Source organism: Pedobacter alluvionis (assembly GCF_003664035.1).
Classification (GTDB): domain Bacteria; phylum Bacteroidota; class Bacteroidia; order Sphingobacteriales; family Sphingobacteriaceae; genus Pedobacter; species Pedobacter alluvionis.
Genome location: NZ_RCCK01000015.1, coordinates 39,419 through 55,362, shown reverse-complemented (window position 1 = coordinate 55,362; position 15,944 = coordinate 39,419). Strand labels below are relative to the sequence as shown.

The 15,944-nt window shown below is 37.9% G+C and carries 10 protein-coding genes and 1 tRNA gene; 4 read left to right on the top strand and 7 right to left on the bottom strand.

All coding sequences use genetic code 11. From position 1 onward, the window contains the following. Positions 1-24 precede the first annotated feature (24 nt). The 3 genes from BCL90_RS22285 (at position 25) to frr (ending at position 3,090) form a co-directional block, all read left to right on the top strand. Positions 25-1,650: a hypothetical protein gene (locus BCL90_RS22285; RefSeq protein ID WP_208529911.1), complete on the top strand. Its 1,626-nt coding sequence runs from the start codon at positions 25-27 to the stop codon at positions 1,648-1,650. 132 nt (positions 1,651-1,782) lie between these two features. Then, positions 1,783-2,487, top strand: a complete 705-nt coding sequence (pyrH, locus tag BCL90_RS22280) for a UMP kinase (RefSeq protein WP_086548079.1) — start codon at positions 1,783-1,785, stop codon at positions 2,485-2,487. 39 nt (positions 2,488-2,526) lie between these two features. Further along, positions 2,527-3,090: a ribosome recycling factor gene (frr, locus tag BCL90_RS22275; RefSeq protein ID WP_121287415.1), complete on the top strand. Its 564-nt coding sequence runs from the start codon at positions 2,527-2,529 to the stop codon at positions 3,088-3,090. Between the two features lie 58 nt (positions 3,091-3,148). Here the strand turns inward: frr and BCL90_RS22270 are convergent, their stop codons facing one another. Together BCL90_RS22270 and BCL90_RS25820 are read right to left on the bottom strand one after the other, a co-directional pair. Next, positions 3,149-4,162: a LacI family DNA-binding transcriptional regulator gene (locus BCL90_RS22270; protein ID WP_121287826.1), complete on the bottom strand. Its 1,014-nt coding sequence runs from the start codon at positions 4,160-4,162 to the stop codon at positions 3,149-3,151. A gap of 136 nt (positions 4,163-4,298) precedes the next feature. After that, positions 4,299-4,443 (bottom strand) — tRNA-Asp (locus tag BCL90_RS25820). Between the two features lie 345 nt (positions 4,444-4,788). On the opposite strand from BCL90_RS25820, the gene BCL90_RS22265 reads away from it, so the two are divergent. Next, entirely contained in the window at positions 4,789-5,265 is a 477-nt protein-coding gene (locus tag BCL90_RS22265) for an Lrp/AsnC ligand binding domain-containing protein (RefSeq protein WP_025145395.1), read from the top strand. A 537-nt stretch (positions 5,266-5,802) separates the two neighbouring features. Here the strand turns inward: BCL90_RS22265 and feoB are convergent. From feoB to BCL90_RS22240, 5 genes are all read right to left on the bottom strand, one after another. Next, entirely contained in the window at positions 5,803-7,911 is a 2,109-nt protein-coding gene (feoB, locus tag BCL90_RS22260) for a ferrous iron transport protein B (protein ID WP_121287413.1), read from the bottom strand. A gap of 11 nt (positions 7,912-7,922) precedes the next feature. Further along, the gene (locus BCL90_RS22255; RefSeq protein ID WP_055913318.1) at positions 7,923-8,138 is read right to left on the bottom strand and encodes a FeoA family protein; all 216 of its coding nucleotides are present in this window, start codon (positions 8,136-8,138) and stop codon (positions 7,923-7,925) included. A 130-nt stretch (positions 8,139-8,268) separates the two neighbouring features. Continuing rightward, entirely contained in the window at positions 8,269-9,756 is a 1,488-nt protein-coding gene (locus BCL90_RS22250; RefSeq protein ID WP_121287411.1) for an alpha/beta hydrolase-fold protein, read from the bottom strand. 338 nt (positions 9,757-10,094) lie between these two features. Further along, positions 10,095-12,830 (bottom strand): TonB-dependent receptor domain-containing protein, encoded by a 2,736-nt coding sequence (locus BCL90_RS22245; protein ID WP_121287409.1) that lies wholly within the window; start codon positions 12,828-12,830, stop codon positions 10,095-10,097. Positions 12,831-13,104: 274 nt separating this feature from the next. Next, positions 13,105-15,912: an outer membrane beta-barrel protein gene (locus BCL90_RS22240; protein ID WP_121287407.1), complete on the bottom strand. Its 2,808-nt coding sequence runs from the start codon at positions 15,910-15,912 to the stop codon at positions 13,105-13,107. Positions 15,913-15,944: the final 32 nt, after the last annotated feature.

Below are 15,944 nucleotides of genomic sequence, written 5' to 3'. Positions count from 1 at the left end.
AAATATCTTCAATCTACCAATAATATGAAAAAACAATTTAAATTAACGGGCTTCGCTTTAATAGCGTTTGCTACATTATTAAGCTTTAGCGCTTGTAAAAAACAAGAAAATGAAACCAGCCCAAACGCTTTAGCTAAAGCAAAATTATCAGCCTTCAATGCTTCGAATGCTACACTTACGGCACAAACTTTAGAGAACTTTGAAGTAGGTTCAACCAGTCCTAAAACAGCTTATGATGTTTCTCCTTCCGGCTCAGCGGGCGGAGATGACATTACACTAAATGGAAAATCATGGAATTTTTTCGACGCGTTAATTGGAAATCTTGCTGCAGATAAAAAAAATGGTTCGTGGTCTGCCCGTATCCGTAACTCAGGGAAAATTACTATGCAGTTTGATCTTACAAGCGGCATTAATACAGTAAGCGTTCAACATGCTACTTACGGCACAGATGCCGCTAGTCAATGGGGCTTATGGTATTCAACCAATGGTGGAAGTAGCTGGACTCAGTCGGGCAGCAATATAACCAGCACATCAACCTTACAAACACAATCTTTCAACCTAAATCTTACCGGAAATATCCGTTTAGAAATCAGAAAACTTTCTGGTGCTTCAAACAGAATTAACTTTGACGATATTACCATTAATGATAACGGCGGTGGTACCGATCCAGGTACAAATCCTGTACTTACGGGTAAGAAGTTTTTATTTGATGCTTCAAAACTGGAAAATGCAGGTAGTGCCGATTGGCAGATAGATGCAGATGGGACCGAAAGCGTTCCAGGTTATCAAGGAGGAACCTCTGTTGAACTTAAAGCACAAAGATTCCCTACTCCTTCCTATACCGGCATAACTGCTTCAACTCCTGAAACCTACTGGAAAGGTGCCATGTCTGCCTGGGCTGTAGAATTGGTAAAACGTGGCGAGCTGGTAGAAACTTTGCCAGGTGGTACTGCCATTACTTATGGTAATACCTCTAATCCTCAGGATTTAAAAAATTACGATGTTTACGTGGTTATTGAACCGAATAAATTATTTACAGCCGCTGAAAAAACGGCAATTATGAATTTTGTGGCCAATGGCGGCGGTTTAATGATGGTGGCCGATCATACTGCTGCAAGTACAGCCGGAACAGATGCGAATGGTTACAATCCTTCAGACAGAGATGGCGATGGTTACGATTCGCCAAGAGTTTGGAATGATTTAATGAGCAACAATGGCATTAACAACAACAAACCTTTCGGCTTTAATGTAGATTATGTTGACATTAGCGAAAAACCAAGTACAAAAGTTTACTCCGGAACAAGTACCAGTGCCAATCTGATTTTAAATGGTGCTGCAGGAAATGCGTCAAAATTAGCTTTCTATAATGGTACAACGGCAACCCTGTTTCCAACACAAAATTCCACAGTACAAGGATTATTTTGGAGAATGAGCAGCACATTAGGAAGTAATAATGGTGTAATGGCATTAATTTCGACTTATGGAAGTGGAAGGGTAGCCTTTGTTGGCGATAGTTCACCCTCTGATGACGGAACAGGTGATACAAACGATAATTTATTTAATGGTTGGTCTGGTGATGTGCCATCTGGATATACCTCCCATCCGGCTTTGCATTTAAATGCATCATTATGGCTTGCTAAAGCGCAATAATTAATCCAATAACAGAAAGGGCGATATATTCATATCGCCTTTTTTTATTTATATACCCAACCTAATTAAATATTTACATCAAATATTAAAACGATAGCCCGTAAGTAAAAAATTGTTAATATTTTTGAGGTCATGAAATACAAACGCATCCTATTAAAGCTTAGCGGAGAATCGCTAATGGGCGACAAACAATATGGAATTGATAATGAACGCGTTAAACAATACGCTGAAGATATCAAAGCTGTACACGATAAAGGTTTAGAAATCGCAATCGTAATTGGAGGAGGGAATATTTTTAGGGGCTTAAGCGCAGAAAAAAGTGGGATGGACAGGGCACAGGCCGATTATATGGGCATGTTGGCAACAGTTATCAACTCTATGGCCTTGCAAGATGCGTTAGAAAAAGTGGGTATTAAAACACGTTTACTTACTGCCATTAAAATGGAACAGATTTGCGAACCATTTATTCGCAGAAGAGCTGTTCGGCATTTAGAAAAAGGCCGTGTGGTTATTTTTGGTGCAGGAACCGGAAACCCATACTTCACCACCGATTCTGCTGCAGCTTTACGTGCTATCGAAATCAAAGCTGATGTTGTTTTAAAAGGAACACGTGTTGATGGAATTTATACTGCAGATCCTGAAAAAGATCCGTTAGCCACTAAATACGAAGAAATTTCTTTCAGAGAAGTTTATGATAAAGGCCTTAATGTAATGGATATGACAGCCTTTACCCTTTGCGAAGAAAACCAAGTGCCGATTATTGTGTTTGATATGAACAAACATGGCAATTTCATGAAAATCGCTAATGGCGAACCTATTGGAACCCTGGTTAAATAAGGAATAAAAATTATTATTTTTGTAGAAATACACACAATTATGAACGACCTCATACAATTACAATTAATGGATGCTCAATCTGCAATGGATAGAGCAATCGATCATTGTGAATCTGAATTAACTAAAATCAGAGCTGGAAAAGCATCAGCTGGAATGTTGGATGGTATTTTCGTAGATTATTATGGCGCAGCTACAGCACTATCACAAGTATCCAGTATTAATACACCTGATGCCAGAACAATCGTAATCCAACCCTGGGAAAAATCACTTTTAACTGCAATCGAAAAAGCTATTCAGGTAGCTAATATTGGTATCAATCCGCAAAATGATGGTATTGTTATCCGCCTGGTTGTACCACCTTTAACAGAAGAGCGGAGAAAAGACCTCGTGAAAAAAGTTAAGGAGGAAGCCGAAAGAGGCCGCATTACCGTTCGTAACATCCGTAAGGATGCCAATACCAAAATCCAAAAACTGAAAGGTGAAGGTGTTTCTGATGACGAGATTAAAACCGGTGAAGGCGAAGTACAAAAATTAACCGATGCCTATATCATCAAGGTTGACAAACATGCCGAAGCTAAAGAAAAAGATGTAATGACAGTTTAATCTGTACAAAATACAATCAGAGCGGGAATAGACTTAATCTATTCCCTTTTTTATTGCTTTATTTCTTTGCGCTTGAGCCTCTAACGTTTAAGATGGTAGGTAACGATACTTGCATGTTTTCAACAGGCTTTCCAGCTCTTTTAAGCTTGTTTATTAAAATTTTCATTACGTTTTCTGCAATGGCTTCAAGAGGCTGTGCAATTGCCGTAACCGGAGGCTCACAAAACTCCAGGATTTCGAAATCATCAAAAGAAACAACAGCTATATCTTTATGGATCTGAATACCTAATTTTCTAAAAGTTCTTAAACCATCCAGGCAAATATAGTTAGCCGCAAAAACTACCGCATCAAGTTGTTTCTCTTTAAAAAACTTGATCATCTCCTCAATTGATTCAGCAGAGTTTACATATTTTATCTTCTTGACAATTACCGGCAGGTTATATTTTTCAACAGCACTTTCGTAACCAGCCAAACGGTCTACCATCTGTTGCTGTAAGGTATCAATGGTTACAAACCCTATTTTTTTGTAATTATTTTCAATGAGGTGTTCAGTAGCTTCGTAGGTACTGTTTAAATTATCAATTATTACATAATCTGTTTTAACATCCGGTACATACCGATCGAAAAGTACTACCGGAGCATCTGTTTGAATCAATTTTTTAACTTCTTCTTCCAATCCTTCAGGCAAAGCCATAATATAGCCATCAACATGCCTGTCTTTAAAAATCTGCAACAGTTCTATTGCCTTCTCAGTATCGTTTCTGGTGCTGCTAAAAAGGATTTTATAACCAAGACTCGAAGCAATTTCATCAATTTGGCGTGCAATACCAGAGAAAAAAGGTTCAGAAATGTCATCAACCAAAAAACCTATAATTTTTGTTTTGCCTGTTCTTAAACTTGTAGCAAGGGTATTGGGCTGATAATTTAATTCAGCAACCAGTTCTAAAACTTTTTTGGTAAGCGATTCGCTGATATTTTTTTCTCTTGCTTTCCCATTAATTACAAACGATACGGTTGTAATGGAAATATTTAATTGTTTAGCGATATCTTTTATGGATACTCGTTTTTTCATTACAGGCATTACACAGTTAGAATAAATTGAACTGGTAATATAGGAATATATCTATTAAAATGTAAAGGCCTTAAAAAGAAAAAGAGCAACCTATCCAGGATTGCTCAATTAACTAACTTATTATTCATAAAAAATGCTGTTGGGGAAGGAGTCGAACCTTCAAGGGGTAGTTAGCTACAGTTCAAAAAATTAATTTGTGGTCAACCCAATAAACTGCGTTTGTCCCATTATTCCCCACCACCGAGACAAGGAGGCGTGTCTGCCAATTTCACCACCCAACATTATAGTCCTTAGTCCAAAGTCTGCAGTCGTAAGTCTACTAAAGACTATCGACTCTTGACTTAGGACTAAAGCCGCTGTAGGGGAAGGAATCGAACCTTCAAGGAGTGGTTAGTACCGAAACCGGTATATTCCCATTATTCTCCGCCACCGAGACAAGGAGGTGTGTCTGCCTGTTTCACCACCCTACATTATGTTATGCAATTCTGAAAGAACGTTTCCTTTTTGTTAATTGCTTGATACAAATGTAAAGGAACAACCAATACCTTGCAAATATTTTAAACATTTAATTTAATTTTTATAATATTGATAAATATTTGTAAATTCGCTTATCATAATTCAAAAATATGCTTAAAAAAGACAATTCCAATTTAGAAATTGACAACCTCGACATCGATATACTGAAGCAATTGATGCAGGATGCCACTAAACCCTATACAGAAATCGCTAAAGACCTCATTGTTTCAGGTGGAACGATACACGTCAGAATGAAGAAACTGCAGGAAATGGGCATTATTAAGGGCTCTCATCTCATCATTGATCCGCAAAAGGCCGGATATGATATTTGCGCCTTTTTGGGCATTTACCTGGAGAAAGGAATCCAGTATAAAGATGCAGTTGCGCAATTGAGCAAAATTAAAGAGGTGGTAGAATTGCATTATACTACCGGTGCCTACAGTATGTTTGCCAAAATTATTTGCAGAGACACCAATCATTTACGCCATGTTTTAAACGAAGAAATACAGGCCGTGAACGGTATTCAACGTACGGAGACTTTAATATCATTAGAGGAAAGCATCAAGCGGCAGATTGAATTAGGGTAAGCGGAAAGATTAAAGATTAAAGGTGAAAGGCCTCAATCTGTGTAATCACACCTGAGCCTGGATGACCTTATATGTCTTATATGGTAAAAACCTTTAGTGATTTATTGGAAAATGAACGTTCAGTAGGGTTTCGGGAACAGCAGCCCCGTTATTCGCTATAGCCCCGATGAAGAATCTGGGGCTGCCGCTACTACCGGGTTTAGAAACAAAGATTTGTGCAGCTAAACACCCAGCCATTAAATAGTATCACCTATTGGCCACCTAGACCCGATTGCAGTGAACACGCAATCCCGATATTTCATCGGGATAAGTAAAACGGAAAGCGGGAGCAACTCAAATAATTATACAGGCCTTGCTCTCCTAATCTTAATAATTATATTATAACGAGGCCCTTCGAATACGCTCAGGGGTGACAAACGCTAGAGTTACGCTACTAATATAGTCGCCTTCTAAGCTCCAGTGAAATTTACATTTAGTCGAGAGAGCTATCGATAGATTTCTCGACTGCGTTGCACTCCGCTCGAAATGACGAAATTCTTATTTTAATAGCTGATAAGCAACCAGCGCGGCAACATAGGCCATAGCCGTCATGTAAGCCAATTGGATTACCGGCCATTTCCAGCCTTTGGTTTCGCGGTAAACTATAGCGACTGTGCTCATACATTGCATAGCAAAAGCATAAAAAAGCATTAAAGAAATACCTGTAGCAAAAGTGTAAACAGGCAAACCAGTGCGGTTATTAACCGAAGCCGACATGCGTTCTCTAATGGTCGAGGTATCTTCATCACCTCCATCAACACTATAAATAGTGGCCATTGTACCCACAAAGGCTTCGCGGGCAGCAAACGAGGTAATTAAACCAATACCAATCTTCCAGTCGTAACCCAAAGGGCGGATAGCAGGCTCGATCCAATGACCAAGAATACCCACATAGGAGTTTTCCAATTTCTCGGTAGCCACCAGGGCTTTAATATGATCTGTATTTTTTGTCGTATCAGTTAGAACAGATTCGTATTTTTTATCAATACTTTCAAAACGGTCTCCGGGTCCGAAAGAGGCCATTACCCAAAGAATAATCGAAATGGCGATGATAACCTTACCGGCTTCAAAAACAAATGTTTTCGATTTTTCGTACATGGTATAAAACACATTTTTCCATCTTGGCATGCGGTACACCGGAAGTTCCATGATGAAATAAGATCTTTCTTTGGTTTTGATAATGAATTTCATTACCCAGGCCACCAATACCGCAGCAAGAATGCCCACCAGGTACATTACCATCAATGCTAAGCCCTGTAAGTTAAAAACGCCAAAAACCGTTTGCGAAGGGATAATTAAGGAAATAATCAGGATATATACCGGAAGCCTTGCCGAGCAGCTTACCAATGGGGTAACCATAATGGTAATCATTCTATCCTTCCAGTTTTCGATATTCCGGGCAGCCATAATAGATGGAACAGCACAGGCTAAACCACCGATCATCGGTACTACCGATTTACCGTTAAGGCCAACCTTGCTCATAATTTTATCCATCATAAAGGTAACACGGGCCATATAACCTGTATCTTCTAAAATGGATATGAATGCGAATAGAATTGCAATCTGTGGAATAAAAACAAAAATACCACCTAAACCTGCAATTATACCATCCAATAACAAATCAGTAAGCATGCCTGCCGGCAAATATTCGTGCCCAACGCTGGTAATAAAACCAAAACCAGTCTCAATCCAGTCCATTGGATAGGAAGACCAGGCAAATATGGCATTAAAAATTACAAAAAGAATAAGCAGGAAAATGGCAAATCCCCATATTTTATGGGTTAGAATAGCATCTAATTTATCACTGAAAGAAAATTTCTTTTCTGTCCCCCTGTCAATAACCACATCAGATAAAATCGTGCTGAGCTGTTTATACCTGGCTATAGTTTCTGCGGCCTGAACCTTCGAAGATTCGAAATGGTGAGATTGTTCTATCTGTTCAATTTCTTCTTGTTCCTTTTCGGTAAAGAAAGTTAAGTGTTCATGCTGATGCAGTACCTGCAGCGCATAATAATCGTTGTCAGAATTTAGCTTCGATTTTATGGCGTTAATCGCTTCCGGAGCCAGAAAATTCACATCAATATCCTGAAACTGTGTGGCAATTTTATTTGTATTGGCAATGGCCTGTTTCAGTTTATCAATTCCGATATTGTTTCTTGCGGAAATGGAAACCACCTGAATGCCCAGTTTTTCAGCCAGTTTATCCAGATTAATCTCAATCCCCTGCTTCGTAGAAAGGTCTATCATGTTCAGGGCCAAAATCATTGGGATACCTAAATCTGCTACTTGCGAATATAAAAGCATATTGCGCTTTAAATTAGAAGCATCGGCAATGAGCACAATAACATCAGGATGGCTATTGTTTTTTTTATCGGCAAGCACCTGAAAAACGATGCTTTCATCAGCACTTTTCGGATATAAGCTATATGTTCCTGGTAAATCAATAATCTCTGCTTCTTTACCATCAGCAAGTTTTGTAAAACCTGTTTTCTTATCGACAGTGATGCCTGGGAAATTTCCAATTTTTTGATTTAACCCTGTTAAACGATTAAATAAAGTAGATTTACCTGTATTGGGATTACCAACTAACGCAACTTTAATATCCAAACCCAGCTTATTTATTGTATAATGATAACATCGGCTTCGCTTTTACGCAAGCAAAGCTGATAACCAGCTACACGGATTGCCATAGGGTCGCCCAGAGGAGCAAAACGCTCTACCTCTACCACCTCACCTGGCAAACAACCCATCTCCATTAACTTTACAGACATATCTAAATCTGTAAAAGCTACAATTGTTCCTTTTTCTCCAACTTTTAGGTGCGACAGCTTCATGTGCTAAATTTGGTGCAAGTTAACCTTTCTTTAGATTTATTCCAAATAACCAAATCCCATATCTCAGTCAATTTACTTGAAACCTTCATTCAGGATAAGGCATAATGCGATATGCTGTTATTCACTGGAGCTATAATTGTATTTCATTTTCCCACCACTTGTCGTTCAGTTTTGTAGTTTTAAATACCCTTAATATCGGTTTTTTTGCGTCTCCTATTTGCAATAATTGCGATTTTACAGTATAATAACCTCGTTTTAAATACACCGCAAAACTTTGTATTCCAAATTTGGGCTTACCTGGATGATTTATAAGCAACTTATCCCCTAAATAAAGTCTTGATCCATCAGGAGCATCTGCAACAAAAACGTAATAACCATCTTGGTTTACTTTAATTTTTTTCCTGGTGAAATAAATTTTACTTGTGTAATTATTGGCTTTAGTATTAATGCTATCTGTTTGTGTGGAAGATATGGATTCAATATTTTTTAATGATGGCAGCTCCATCCACATTCCCAGAGAAACAAAATGAACCGTTGAAGTATCTCCCATTTGTTCAGTTTTCATTTCTTTACTACGATCGGTTAGATTAAAAAACAAATTCATTGAATCAGCATATTGCTCACGAGTAGCTAAATTTTTAACTTTTACAATAGTTTTTCGGTTAATAACAATAGACTCATCTGGTGATAACCTTGAAGATTTCATAGTTGGCTCTTTTCCATCTATAGTAAAACGAACCGTAGGATTTTTATTAGAAATATATAATCTAAGTGGTTTATTTAGCTCGATAAGCGCATCTTTGGGGATCAAATCGAACTTTTCAAGGCAAAATCCTGAATAGCTATATCTCAAAGCATCGTAGAAGGCTTTATATTGTAAACTGTAGTGTGTTTCATTTTGATATGTATTTACCTGCCAGTGTAAAGATTCTGGAGCTTTTGCGGTTAAAGTTTGTCTAAAATTATATCCACCGTTGGCTTTAAAAGAATAGTCATTAGTGGCAATGAATAAAATACTTTTTTTATTTTTAAATTCTGGCAACCTTTTGACGGCCAATTTTGACAGGTATTCTTCATTCCAATCTAAATTTGGGTCACAAGCAAGATAAGCCTTAAAAATATCAGGATTTGTTAAGAAAGTATAAACAGTAAATAATCCACCAAGAGAACTCCCTAATAGGCTCCTTTTACCACTATTAGGATATTGTTTATCTATAAATATAAAAAGTTCCTTTTCTAAGAAGGATAAAAAGGCTGCATAACCGGCACCATTATTTTTGTTGAAAGGCTCAAAATCACGATTTCTTTGATTAATACCTTTGATATAAATGTTAGGAATTAAAACTATAATGGTATTTGGCACAAAACCAGCTGATTTTGCAAAGTTATAAGCATTAGGAAGTAATTCTGTATACCATTCTCCATCAAGAACATAGAGAACATCATATACATCTTTGATTTTTGCATCATAATTTTTTGGTAATATAACCTCGATCTTACGTGTCTCCTGCAATGAAGAAGAAAAAATTGAATCTTTTTGATTAAAATTAGATTGTGCATGTACGCACCCTATAAATAAGGATATAGACACAATAAACACACGTATAATGCTTAACATTTTGCGAGACTAATATGATTGTTAATGAGCTTGTTTAAGCCTTTAAGGTATGAATAAAATTCAAATAAATCCCGTCTAGCAGCGGTTGATTATAATCTAATAAAGCGAGCGACAGAATGGTTTACAAAGGAGTTATCAATAATCAGCATGGCCATTAGTTAAGGCTTTTTATTGGTTCGATTATGCGACTTATTCAATGGCGTCTATTAAACCCAGCACTTACAACATGACAAAAAAATCTGGTGGTTTTATCTAGCGCTTTGAAAGGCTCTGGCTACTTACTTGCAACAAAAGGCATATCCCGACGCTACAGAAAATTAATATTAACTTGCTATGATTTAATTTCTCTGCCTACCGCCACCACGGCCTCTGCCGCCTTCCTCGCTTCCTCTTATGCGGTTTTTACCACCCATACGGTTTAAAGAATAGGTAAAAGAAAACATAAAATAACGTTGCAATACGTTGTAGCTTTCATCACGGATCGTGTTGTTGTTGGCCGTACGACTTACACCCTGATTTTCGTTCAGCAAATCGTTTACAGCAGCTTTGAAAGTGCCACGGTTTTTAAAAAATTGTTTACTCAGGTACGAATTAACTAAAGTAAAGTGGGTATCGAAATTCTCTCCCCTACCTGTGTTCTGGTTGTAATCTGCATCTACTGACCAGCGGATATCGCCGGGAAACATATAGCTGATACTGATATTGGGACTAAAAGTATAATAGCGCGTATTAGAATTAGGTTGAACCGAGTAAGTTGCCCGGTTAATTGAGGCACTAACACCTGCGGTTAAATCGAGCTTATCCAAATTGGAAACCAAACGGTAACCATTGTTAATCGACCAGCTATTGGTGATATTTTTCAAGGTATTGGTAAAATTTACATCCCGATCATAGTTGCTACTGATGTTGATGTGAAAATTAAGCTTATTTTCTGCCATGATGGGCAAACTTAATGAGGAGGATAGCGAACCAGAGTAAACACCACTTACGTTTACGGGCAGTACTGCAAATTTACCCTGGTTAACCCCGCTTTCGATTAAACTGCTGCTATTTGCAATTTTATTGGAAGTCTGGGTCAGGTTTATATTAACAAATAACGACGTGTTTTTTCCAACAGTAAAAGTGTTGTATGCAATACGCAGGGTATTGTTAAATTCGGGTTTTAAATTGGGATTTCCCAGTGGGATACTTTGTGTATTGGTATTATTGGGAATGGGCTGCAATTGTTGTATGGTAGGCTGATTGGTACTACCCCGATAATTGAAGACCAAACGCTTGCTATTGCTAAAATTATACCTGAACATGGCAGAAGGTGTATAGTTAAATACGTTCTGTTTTAATACGAATCCCTGGGTAATATTATTGTTTTTACGATCGGTATTCTGAACGGCCACCCCCACATTCCAGTTGTATTTTTTGGCTATTTTATTAAAACTGAAACCAGCTGTATTGGTTAAGGTGGTATTTTCGTAAACGTTACTTAATGAATCATTTAACAAATCATAGTTCAGCGTAGCCGGGTTAAAGTCGTAAGTAAAACGATCAGAAGTATTATGGCTATAGCCGTTCTGGTAATTAAACTCAAGGCTCAGGGTTTTATTTAGAGGCTCTGTATAAACCAACCGGGTATTTTGACTAATAGATTCGCTTACCTGATCATTGAGCTGGTTAATAATCTTTACCGTTTTAACACTGTCTTTTTCACGCGTTTCGGAATTGTAATTATAATTATCAGCGTCATTATTATTAATGTTCGTATTAAAATTAAGCGACAATGTTCTTCCGCGGCGCATAAACTTTTTACGCAACAAAATATTATTACTGATGGCGGGCGCTGTATTGTGATTGGTTAATCGCTGTGTTCCGCTTGTGTTATAGGTGCCAAAATCGCGGGTATATATACTATTGTTTAAACTCTCGTTATCAGTATAACTTAAATTGGGTTGTACTTTAAGTGAGGTTAGCGAATCGATTTTGGTATCGATCATAAAGTTTAAGCGGTGGTTTAAACGATCGGAAGTATTGGTCTGGTTATTATTAAAAATCGTTGTTACATCGCCCAACAGGTTTTGGGTTACGCTGTTCCTGAGGGTCAGGTTATCAGATTTATTCACAAAATAACTCAAATTCACTTCCGTCTGGTCTGCATACACATCCGAGAAATTAAATCCACCGGCTTTGGTATCGGTAATTCCACCAAGACCGCCATTGCTACCGCCCAGGCCGCCACCAAAATTTTGTTTATTTACATTATTGAACTGGGCAATTACACTCAATCGTTTATCCTGATTAAAATGATTAATGTTTGCATTTACATCGTAATGATCGTTAGATCCATAACCTCCAGAACTGTTCCCGAAATAGCCGTTTTTCTTTTCCTTTCTGGTGGTGATATTGATGATTTTGGTTCTTGAGCCATCATCAATTCCGGTAAACTGTGCCTGATCGGAAAGCTCATCGATAATCTGAATTTTATCGATCATATCGGCAGGCAGGTTTTTAGTGGCCAGTAAAGGATCATTCCCAAAAAACTCTTTTCCGTCTACCTTAACTTTGGTAATGGTTTCGCCCTGGGCTTTTACTGTACCGGCTTTATCTACCTCTACTCCTGGCAATTTCTTTAACAAATCTTCTACTACAGCATTCTCTACTACTTTAAAGGAACTTGCATTAAACTCAAGCGTATCCTTTTTTACCACAATTGGTGGAATTTCTGCTTTAATATCTACCGTTTGAAGATCGATTGCTCCTCCTTCTAAAACAATATCGCCCAGGATGACATCAGGTTTATCTGCTGAGATGGTAAAATCTTTAGTGGTATTTTTTAAGCCCAAAAATGCAGCGTACAACCTGTAAGCACCAGGTTTTAAATCTTTAAAAACAAACTTCCCATCTTCTGTGGTACTTACAGCGCCTACCATGCTCGAGTCTGCCAGATTTCTAACAGCCAAAGAAGCATAATCAATTGGTTTTTTATCCTTTGATTGAATAACCCTTCCATTAACTGAACCCGTTTTCTGGGCATAAACATAAAAAGATGATAAAATAAGAAGGAGCGTAAAAATGTGTTTCATTCGGTTAGTTTGCCTTATAACATAGAGACAGCATACTTTTATAAAGGTTTATTTGCCTTGGGTAACATTTGAAATACATAAATGTCAATTGTACATTTAATCATAAAACACTGTGGCAATAAAAGAAAAGTCCCGGATAAACCGGAACTTTCTAAAGTAAAATCGTCATTTCGACTGGATTGCAACGAAATGGAGAAATCTTAAGCATCCTTTTAGATTTCTCCACTACGGTCGAAATGACGATATATCGAAGAATGATAGATTACAGCAAGTATTACATTCTTGGGCGACCACCACCATTACCGCGTTGGCCTGGCATCTGCATATCGCCACTTATGTTTCTACCACCTATACGCGTTAACGAGTAGGTGAATGAGAACATATAATAACGTCTTAATACATTGGTAGTTAAATCAACTATCGAAGTCCCGGTAGCAGTTCTGCTTACACCGGTGTTCTGGTTAAGTGCATCATTTATAGAAAATTTAAATGTACCTCTGTTTTTAAAAAACTGACGGCTGATGTAAGGATTAAGAATGGTGTATTCCTGGTTAAATAAATCACCACCACCAAAATTCCTGAAATAATCGATATCTATTGCTAACCTGATATTGGCTGGCAATACATAACTGACATCAAAACTTGGATTGATGGTATAATACTGCGTATTGGATGATGGCCTTGCAGAAAACGTAGAATTGGTATAGCTTCCGGTTATACCTCCAGTTAAATCGAATTTATCAACGTTGGTTACCAATTTATACCCGTTTGAAATGGTATAACTATTGGTTACATTTTTTACCAGATCGGAAATTCCTTGTCCTGCAATAAAATTCACATTTCTGTTATACGAGCCGTTTCCAGAAATGTTCAGCGTTAGCTTACGCTCTGCCATTAATGGTAAGGACCAAGTGGCATTGGCATTACCAGCATAAACGCCATCCACATTGATGTAACTTACCTGTTGAACACCACCTGATAAAGGCACTACAGTATTTCCAATGGCATTAAAGGTTTGAGTAAGATTTAAACCCGCAAAGAAAAACCGGCCGCTTTCAATATTAAAATTATTAAAGTTGATCCTCAACTGGTTATTGAATGAAGGTTTTAATGCCGGATTACCAACATAACGTGTTTGGGAGTTAGTATTATCCGGAATCGGCTGGATCTGATCGATACTTGGTTGTGAGGTAGAGCCTCTATAGTTAACAAACAAACGTTTCCGGTTACTAAAATTATACCTGAACTGCGCTGATGGCGTAATATTGATAAAATTCTGCATACGTTTTAAACCTGTGGTTAAATTGGTATTTACCCTGTTGGTTTGTTGTGCGGCCACGCCGATATTCCAGTTGTATTTTTTCTCAGTTGTGGTGAGGCTTAGCCCGGCCGCATTGGTTAATGTACGGTTATTATAAATATTTGAAAACTCATCATCTATCACATCAAATTGCATGGTGAGTGGATTATAGTTAAACACATCTCTATGCGAATCGCTATTTGAATAACCATTCTGATAGTTAACCTCTACGCTTAGGGTTTTATTTATTGGTTCAGTATAAACAAGCCTTGTGGTATTATTTATGGAATGGCTGTTTGTATTATTCAACTGATTGGTAATGGTGTCTCTTGTTGTTATTCCCTCCGTAATTTTGTCGTTCCTGTAGTTAAGGTTCGTACCGTCGTTATCATTTATATTTGTATTTACATTTAAGGAAAGTGTGCGACCTCTCCGCTTAAAACTTTTGCGGATTAATAAATTATTACTCATTGTAGGCGTAGTAGAAGTTGTCGTATTGCGCTGCGTACCAACGGTTGAGCCATCATCAAGCGTTCTCGTATATTCATTCAAATTGCTCCCATCTGTTTCGGTATAAGCCACGTTGGGCTGTATTTTAATAGACAAAGATGGATTTATCTTGGTATCGACCATGAAATTGAAGCGATGGTTAATCCTGTTGGAAGTATTATTTATAGCTTCAGCTATGTTATTCGTACCTCCTGCAAGGTTTTGGGTGTTGGAGTTCTGGATATTTTCAGAAATTGCTTTATTAAAGAAATAACTGGCCTGAAACTGGGTGCCGTCTTTATAGGTGTCGGCAAAGTTTAAACCTGCTGCATTGGTCGTGGTGATCCCACCATTTCCGCCGCCTGAACTTGCTCCACCTCCACCACCAAATCCACCACGGCCTCCGCCACCACCTCCAAATCCATTACCTACACCCCCACCCTGGCCAAAGTTCTGCTTATTCACATTGTTAAACTGACCAATAAAGCTAATCTGCCTATCATCATCAAATTTGTTTACGTTCAAGCTGGCATCATAACGATCGTTAGAACCATAACCTACTGTACTGTTACCAAAATAACCATGTTTCATGCCATTTTTAGTAGTGATGTTTAAGATCTTGTTTCTTGTTCCATCATCAATACCGGTAAACTGGGCCTGTTCAGAAAGTTCATCAATTACCTGGATCTTATCAACCATATCAGCCGGAAGATTTTTAGTCGCCAATAATGGATCATTGCCAAAAAATTCTTTACCATCAATCTTTACTTTGGTAATGGTTTCGCCCTGGGCTTTAACACTACCATCTTTTGCTACCTCAACCCCTGGCACCTTTTTCAAGAGATCTTCTACCACGGCATTTTCGCGCACTTTAATCGATTTGGCATCAAACTCTAAAGTATCTTTCTTTACCACAATCGGGATAGTAGCGGTCACGTTAACTGTATTTAAGTCAACTCCATCATCACCCATGGCAATTTCGCCGGCATTTACTGCTGCCTTAGCCACTTCTATATCTTTGGTTGCTGTTTTTAAACCTAAAAAGGCGGAATAAATCCTATACTTACCCGGAGCTATGGCCTTGAAGCTAAAACTCCCATCAGGATTGGTTTGACCAGATGCCACAACACTGGAATCTTTTAAACTCTTAATTGCGATTGTAGCAAAATCAACCGGCTTTTTATCTTTCGCGTTAATTACTTTTCCGCTTATCGAACCAGTATTTTGAGCCTGGGCGATGTAACCACAAAATAGAAGAACAATGAATATTGCCCGCTGAACGTTTCTTTTCATCAAAAAAATTAGATATTATAATATAAACTAAG